The sequence below is a fragment of the Roseicyclus sp. genome (genome assembly GCF_018402035.1).
Lineage (GTDB): Bacteria > Pseudomonadota > Alphaproteobacteria > Rhodobacterales > Rhodobacteraceae > Roseicyclus.
Window position 1 is genome coordinate 1 of record NZ_JAGYJN010000023.1, and the last position, 6,791, is coordinate 6,791.

7 protein-coding genes are annotated in these 6,791 nt (G+C 64.7%); 5 read left to right on the forward strand and 2 right to left on the reverse strand.

The features are described from left to right. The first annotated feature begins 49 nt into the window (after window positions 1-49). Complete coding sequence (locus KG698_RS14260) at window positions 50-2,068, forward strand: M3 family metallopeptidase (RefSeq protein ID WP_213686229.1); 2,019 nt, start codon at window positions 50-52, stop codon at window positions 2,066-2,068. Here KG698_RS14260 and KG698_RS14265 read toward each other — a convergent pair. Both KG698_RS14265 and KG698_RS14270 read right to left on the reverse strand, forming a co-directional pair. After that, entirely contained in the window at window positions 2,065-3,204 is a 1,140-nt protein-coding gene (locus KG698_RS14265; protein WP_367114124.1) for an MFS transporter, read from the reverse strand. The genes KG698_RS14260 and KG698_RS14265 overlap by 4 nt on opposite strands. A 30-nt stretch (window positions 3,205-3,234) precedes the next feature. Further along, a complete protein-coding gene (locus KG698_RS14270; RefSeq protein ID WP_213686230.1) occupies window positions 3,235-3,834 on the reverse strand; it encodes an SH3 domain-containing protein in 600 nt (199 codons plus the stop codon). A 180-nt stretch (window positions 3,835-4,014) separates the two neighbouring features. Between KG698_RS14270 and KG698_RS14275 the strand changes: the two genes are divergently transcribed. From KG698_RS14275 to KG698_RS14290, 4 genes are all read left to right on the forward strand, one after another. Next, entirely contained in the window at window positions 4,015-5,001 is a 987-nt protein-coding gene (locus KG698_RS14275) for a D-glycerate dehydrogenase (protein ID WP_213686231.1), read from the forward strand. Window positions 5,002-5,048: 47 nt separating this feature from the next. Continuing rightward, entirely contained in the window at window positions 5,049-5,378 is a 330-nt protein-coding gene (locus KG698_RS14280; protein ID WP_213686232.1) for a hypothetical protein, read from the forward strand. Window positions 5,379-5,385: 7 nt separating this feature from the next. Beyond that, entirely contained in the window at window positions 5,386-6,003 is a 618-nt protein-coding gene (locus tag KG698_RS14285) for a hypothetical protein (protein ID WP_213686233.1), read from the forward strand. A gap of 60 nt (window positions 6,004-6,063) precedes the next feature. After that, on the forward strand, window positions 6,064-6,791 hold a 728-nt coding region (locus tag KG698_RS14290), incomplete at its 3' end, for an FAD-binding oxidoreductase (protein ID WP_213686234.1).

Below are 6,791 nucleotides of genomic sequence, written 5' to 3' on the forward strand. Positions count from 1 at the left end.
GCGGGATAGCAGCCCTGCGCCTATGTGAAGGGAAAAGGAGATGCCGCCGATGACCAACGCGCTGCTTGAGATTTGGGATACGCCCTTTGGATTGCCGCCCTTCGCGCGGATTAGGGATGCGGATTTCGCGCCCGCGATGGCGGCGGCCTTGGCCGAGGGGCGCGCGGCCGTGGCGGTAATTGCCGCGAACCCGGAGCGGCCGACATTCGCCAATACCATCGCAGCTTTGGAGCTGGCCGATGACCTGCTCGACCGGGTGGCTGGGGTGTTTTACAACCTGTCAGGTGCCGATGCGAACCCGGCGCGCGATGCGCTGCAGCGGGAATTCGCGCCGATGCTGTCGGCCTATTCTTCGGAGATCACCAATAATGCCGCGCTGTTCGCGCGGATCGACGATCTGTGGCGGCGGCGCGAGGGTCTTGGACTGACAGACGAGGAGATGCGGGTACTGACGCTGACGCATCGGTCCTTCGTCCGGTCGGGGGCGGCGCTGGAGGGGGCGGCGCGCGAGCGGCTGACGGAGGTGAAGTCGCGGCTGGCGGTTTTGGGCACAGCGTTTACCCAAAACCTTTTGGCCGATGAGCGGGATTGGTTCATGGCGCTGTCCGAGGATGATCTGGATGGATTGCCCGATTTCGTCGTCAGTGCAGCGCGCGAGGCAGGGCGCGAGAAGGGGCAGCCGGGGCCGGTGGTGACGCTATCGCGGTCCTTGATCGTGCCGTTTTTGCAATTCTCGTCCCGGCGCGATCTGCGCGAGCGGGCCTATCGCGCTTGGACCGCGCGCGGGATGAACGGGGGCGCAAGCGACAATCGCGCGCTGACCGCCGAGATCTTGGCGCTGCGCGCCGAGCGGGCGACGCTTTTGGGCTATGAGAGTTTCGCCGCCTACAAGCTTGAGACCGAGATGGCGGGCAGCCCCAAAGCAGTGCGCGATCTGTTGATGGCGGTTTGGGAGCCTGCGCGCGCGCAGGCCGATGCGGATGCTGGACGGCTCACCGCCATGCTGCATGATGATGGGGTCAACGATGCGCTCGCCCCATGGGATTGGCGCTATTATTCCGAGAAACGGCGGTTGGCCGAGCATGATTTGGATGAGGCGGAACTGAAGCCCTATTTCCAGCTTGATGCGATGATCGCGGCGGCTTTTGACAGTGCGGCGCGTCTTTTCGGGTTGGAATTCCGCCCGCTTGATGTGGCGCTGTATCATCCGGATGCGCGGGCATGGGAGGTGACGCGCGGGGGCAGCCATGTTGCCGTGTTCATCGGCGATTATTTCGCGCGGGGCTCGAAACGCTCGGGCGCGTGGTGTTCGGCGATGCGCAGCCAGCGCAAGCTTGGTGGGGATGTGCGGCCCATCGTGGTCAATGTGTGCAATTTCGCCAAGGGCGATCCGTGCCTTTTGTCCTATGACGATGCGCGCACGCTGTTTCACGAGTTCGGCCATGCGCTGCACCATATGCTGTCGAATGTGACCTATGGCTCGATCAGCGGCACATCTGTGGCGCGCGATTTCGTGGAATTGCCAAGCCAGCTATACGAGCACTGGCTGGAGGTGCCCGCGGTGCTGGATCGCCATGCCCGCCACGCGGTAACGGGTGCGCCGATCCCGTCCAGCCTGCGCGACAGGCTTTTGGCGGCGCGGACCTATGATATGGGGTTCCAGACGGTGGAATATGTGGCCTCGGCCCTTGTCGATCTGGATTTCCATGATGGCCCGGCGCCCAGCGACCCGATTGCCGCAGAGGCCGCGACCTTGGCGCGGATCGGCATGCCAGCCGCGATCACCATGCGCCATGCCACGCCGCATTTCGCCCATGTGTTTTCGGGCGATGGCTATTCGGCGGGCTATTATTCCTACATGTGGTCCGAGGTGATGGATGCCGACGCCTTCGCCGCCTTTGAGGAGGTGGGCGATCCTTTTGATCCGGCGACAGCGGCGCGGCTGGAGCGGTTCATCTTGTCGGCAGGCGGCAGCGCCGAGGCCGATCAGCTTTACACCGCGTTTCGGGGCCGGATGCCGGGGGTGGAGGCGCTGCTCAAGGGGCGCGGCCTCGACCGGGTCGCCTAAGGTCGGCTGGCGCGGGCGGCGGCCAAGGGGAAGGCCGCCATCAGCAGTGCCAGCGCACCGAAGGCCATGGCAAGGCTGGTGGCATCGGCGGCAAAGCCGATCAGTGCGGGGCCAAGCAATATGCCCGCATAGCCGGTCGTCGTCACCGCCGCGACCGCCATGCCCGCTGGCATGTCGCGGCTTTGCGCGGCAAGGCTGAAGATCACCGGCACAAGGTTGGCGCAGCCCAGACCGATCAGGGCAAAGCCCAGAAGCGCGGGCCAGAGCATCCCCGGCACAAGGGTCAACGCGATACCGGCCATGGCGATAAGACCGCCCAAGATCATCACTCGTTTGCGCCCCAAAGCCGCTACGACCTTGTCACCCGTGAGCCGGGCGATGGTCATCGCCACCGAAAAGATCATATAGCCGATCCCCGCGCCTGTGGCGGCCATCAGCCCTTGATCGACAATCAAGAGCGCGCCCCAGTCGAGCACTGCGCCCTCGACCAAGAATGATATCGCGGCGAGCCCCGCCAAGAGCAGCACGATGCCGCGCGGGCGGATGAATTCTGGTGTGGCCCCACCCGATTGCCGCAAGAGGCGGGGGGCCGCCCAGATCATCGCGCATCCGGCCAGCGCGCTGCCCGTCAAGGCCGCGCCAAGCGGCGACAGGCCCGCCGACAAAAGCGCGGTCAGACCACCCGCACCCAAGATGCCGCCAACGCTCCACATCGCGTGAAAGCCTGACATCATCGGGCGCGTGGCGCGGGTTTCAACCTCGGCTGCATGGATGTTCATCGCCACATCGATGGTCCCAAGGGCTGCACCAAACAGCACCAGCGCCAGACCCAAAGACCAGACGGAGGGGGCGAGGATCAAAAGCGGCAAGATCGCGACGAGCCCGAAGCCACCCACAAGGATCATCGGCCGCGCGCCTGTCACGGCGCTAAGATATCCCGTCAGCGGCATGGCCACGATTGCGCCCAGCCCAAGGCAGAACAGCAACAGCCCGAACACCCCCTCATCCGCGCCGACCTGTTCCTTGGCAAAAGGGATGAGCGGCGCCCAACAGGCCATGACGAAGCCTGCCGCCAGAAAGGACAGCCGCGTGGCGAGCATTGCGGCGCGCAAGGCGCTGGCATCTGAGATTGTCACGCGTGCGGCCTTTCGCAGGCAGGTGTCGGGTCAGTCGATCTCTTCGTCGGGATCGACGCCCCAAAGACCCGAGATTGTGACCCAACCGCGAAAGCCGCCTGCCTCGACCTCGCACCAGCCCGCGCGGCATTGGCGAAGCTCGGCGATGACGTCACGCTCGGCCTGTGCGCGCAGCGCGGCACCGGCCTCGGGCCGGGCAAGGATGGGCAGCATCTCGGCGGTGACGATGGCGGTGCGTACGCCGGAAAGCAGCGTGTGATGCACCCAGCCGCCTGCGCCATCGCGGTCGATGATGCGCCGCCAATGGCCATGCTCGGCCACCACCATCACTGGCATGTTGCGCCGCTGAAACACCCAATCGATGCGATGGCTGCGCGATGGGCCGCGCCGCGCATTCGCCTCGGATGCTTTGATCGAGACATAGCGCGGGATGGGAAAGCCCGTCACCGGGCCGCGCTGTGGCCCCGCGGCCTGTGGCGTGGGGGCGGCGACATCTGTTGCCGCCTCGGCGGGTTGCGCGGTTAGCGGCGCGGGGGTGATCTCGGCTGTGGGGGGTGTTGGGCGGGGTTGGGGCGCTGCACTTTGCTGTGCCAGCGCCATGCTCGATAGGCCCATGATCAGGCCCATCATGACGGCCGAAAGGCTGCGCCTTGCCCATGGGTTTTGCATACTGCTCGTCTCTGTCCTTGGTCCCGCTGCCGTGATGGTGCGGGGTGGTTCGGTCCGGCGCGTGCCGCGCGGCTTGCGTCGCCGGTTCGGATGCGAGAGTGTCAGACCCAAGAGCGGATTGCCAGCGAGGGGATGCGAGGGATGCCAGCACAGCGATTGAGTGTTGTCGTGACGCGACGGTTGCCCGAGGTCGTCGAGACCCGGATGAGCGAATTGTTCGATGTCACCTTGCGCGGCGAGGATGTGCCGATGTCCAAGGCCGATCTGGTCGCGGCGATGGCGCGCGCCGATGTGATCGTGCCTTGCATCACCGACCAGATCGATGGCGCGATGCTGGCGCAGGCGGGTGATCGGCTGAAGCTGATCGCCAATTACGGCGCAGGCGTGGATCATATCGATGTGGCAACGGCCCGTCAGCGCGGGGTATTGGTGTCGAACACGCCCGGCGTGATGACCGATGACACCGCCGATATGGCGCTGGCGCTGATCTTGGCCGTGCTGCGCCGCCTGCCCGAAGGCATGGCCGTGATGCAAGAAAGCCGGTGGGAGGGGTGGGCGCCCACCGCCTTCATGGGCGGGCGCGTCGCGGGGCGGCGTTTGGGCATCTTGGGCATGGGCCGGATCGGTCAGGCCGTGGCGCGGCGCGCCCGCGCGTTCGGGATGCAGGTGCATTACCATAATCGCCGCCGCCTCCATGCCGATATCGAAGCGGCGCTCGAGGCGACGTATTGGGACAGTCTTGACCAGATGTTGTCGCGGATGGATGTGATCTCGATCAACTGCCCGCACACGCCTTCGACCTTTCATCTGCTCAATGCAAGGCGGCTGAAGCTGATGAAGCCCAGCGCCGTGATCGTGAACACATCGCGCGGCGAGGTGATCGACGAAAACGCGCTGACCCGCATGCTGCGCGCAGGCGAGATCGCGGGCGCGGGGTTGGATGTGTTCGAGCGCGGCCGCGAGGTGAACCCGCGCCTGCGCGAACTGCCCAATGTCGTGCTTTTGCCCCACATGGGATCGGCCACGCGCGAGGGCCGGATCGAGATGGGCGAGAAGGTGCTGATCAACATCAAGACCTTCGCCGACGGCCACAGGCCGCCGGATTTGGTGGTGCCGAGTATGTTGTGAGGGGGGATATCCCCCCTCACAAGGCATGACGGCGATAAAGGGCGTGCATGCTGCTTGATTTTTTACGAGGATCGTCGTATATGACGAAGCGTATCGGGTTCGCGGAGGCAAAACAGCGTTTGATCCGCGCGCTGACCGAGGGGCGTTTCCTGCACGAGGCGCGCGGCCAGGTTGAAACGAAAAACCTGCTGCTGATGGGGCAGGTGACGACGGAGGAGCTTTTGGCTGTCGTCAGGCGTTGCGCAGGCCAACATCACAGCCGGTCACCGCATCATGCCGAACCCAGCGTCGATGTGCATATCCTTCGCCGCGATGGTTGGTATGTGAAGTTCTACTTTGTCGATCCCGACACGATTTTCATCAGTGTGCATAGGTGAGGCGATCATGATCGTTTACAAAGCAGGCGAGACATCCAAGGCGATTTGCGAGCGCTGCAAATCGCTTGTTACCACGACCTTTGCTTATCGCGATGTGCCTTTCGACGATGGCATGGGGTTGGTGAAAGACATCCTATGTGCTGTCTGCGATCGCTGCGACCATGTCGTGGCCGTGCCGCCGCAATCCACGCCCGCGATCAGGCGTGCGCGCAATGCGGCAGATGTGCCGCTTGAGGTGATGTTGTTTGCCCCCGAGATGGAGCTTCTCGATCTGGCGATTTGGCGGATCGACCCCGATGCCGGTCAAAGGCTGCGCAAACCGCTATTGGCCAACTATATCCGCCGCTTGGTGGATGATCCCTCCGCGATTGCGTCTTTGCAGGCCACAGCCGGGATGCAATCGGCGGGCCGCCTGCGCGCCGACAAAACACCCAAACGGCGGTTGTCGGTCAAGTTCGCGCCGAAAACCGATCATGCGATCAATCAGTTGATGGCCGCCTCAGGATTGAAGAAAACTGATCTGATCCGTGCAATCATTCACCAAATCGATAAGGATCTGGTGCGGCCAGACAGGCCCGCAGGCCTTGAAAAACTGCGCGAAATCGCTTGGGTCGTGGCGGCCTGAGGGAGTGCGCAGGCCCATCCCCCTTGCCCCCACCCCATCCCCCATGCCACCCATCGCCCCATGATCCATGACTTCCTCATCATCGGCGGTGGTATTGCGGGTGTCTCGGCCGGGGCGCGGCTTGCCGAACTGGGCCGGGTGCTGCTCATCGAGGCCGAACCCGCGCTTGCCTATCACGCCTCGGGTCGGTCGGCTGCACTTTACGAGGCGCAGTATGGTAAGCCCGCGACCGTGGCGCTCAACCTTGCCTCGCGCGCCGATCATGACAGCCTTGATGGTGGGGTTCTCAGCCCCCGTGGCCTGATGGTGCTGGCCGGGCCGGGCGAGCACGCGGCCTTTGACCATGATGTCGCTGATATGCACCTAACAAAGGTCTCGGTGGCCGAGGCGGTGGCCCGCGTGCCGATCCTGAGGGCCGAGGCGATCCATGCCGCAGCCATCCATGACGAGGCATGGGATATCGACACCGACCGGCTGATCCAGCATTTTGCGCGGGCCATCCGCGCCCATGGCGGTGCGGTCATCACCGGCGCGCGCGCGACCGCGATCACGCGCCTTCGCGATGGTTGGCAGGTCGCGGTTGGCGACACGATCCACACCGCGCGGATGCTGGTCAATGCAGCTGGTGCTTGGGCCGATCAGATCGCGGCCATGGCGGGCATCGCGCCCATAGGGATCACGCCCTTGCGCCGCTCGGTCGCGCGCATCCCGGCACCCGGTGGCCATGATGTCGCGCGCTGGCCCATGCTGATGGGCGCGGGCGAGACTTGGTATGCCAAGCCCGATGC

Bases quoted from the DNA above. Each gene is read 5' to 3' on its own strand.
- KG698_RS14260 (WP_213686229.1), top strand. From the start codon at position 50: ATGACCAACGCGCTGCTTGAGATTTGGGATACGCCCTTTGGATTGCCG.
- KG698_RS14270 (WP_213686230.1), bottom strand. From the start codon at position 3,834: ATGATGGGCCTGATCATGGGCCTATCGAGCATGGCGCTGGCACAGCAA.
- KG698_RS14275 (WP_213686231.1), top strand. From the start codon at position 4,015: ATGCCAGCACAGCGATTGAGTGTTGTCGTGACGCGACGGTTGCCCGAG.
- KG698_RS14280 (WP_213686232.1), top strand. From the start codon at position 5,049: ATGCTGCTTGATTTTTTACGAGGATCGTCGTATATGACGAAGCGTATC.
- KG698_RS14285 (WP_213686233.1), top strand. From the start codon at position 5,386: ATGATCGTTTACAAAGCAGGCGAGACATCCAAGGCGATTTGCGAGCGC.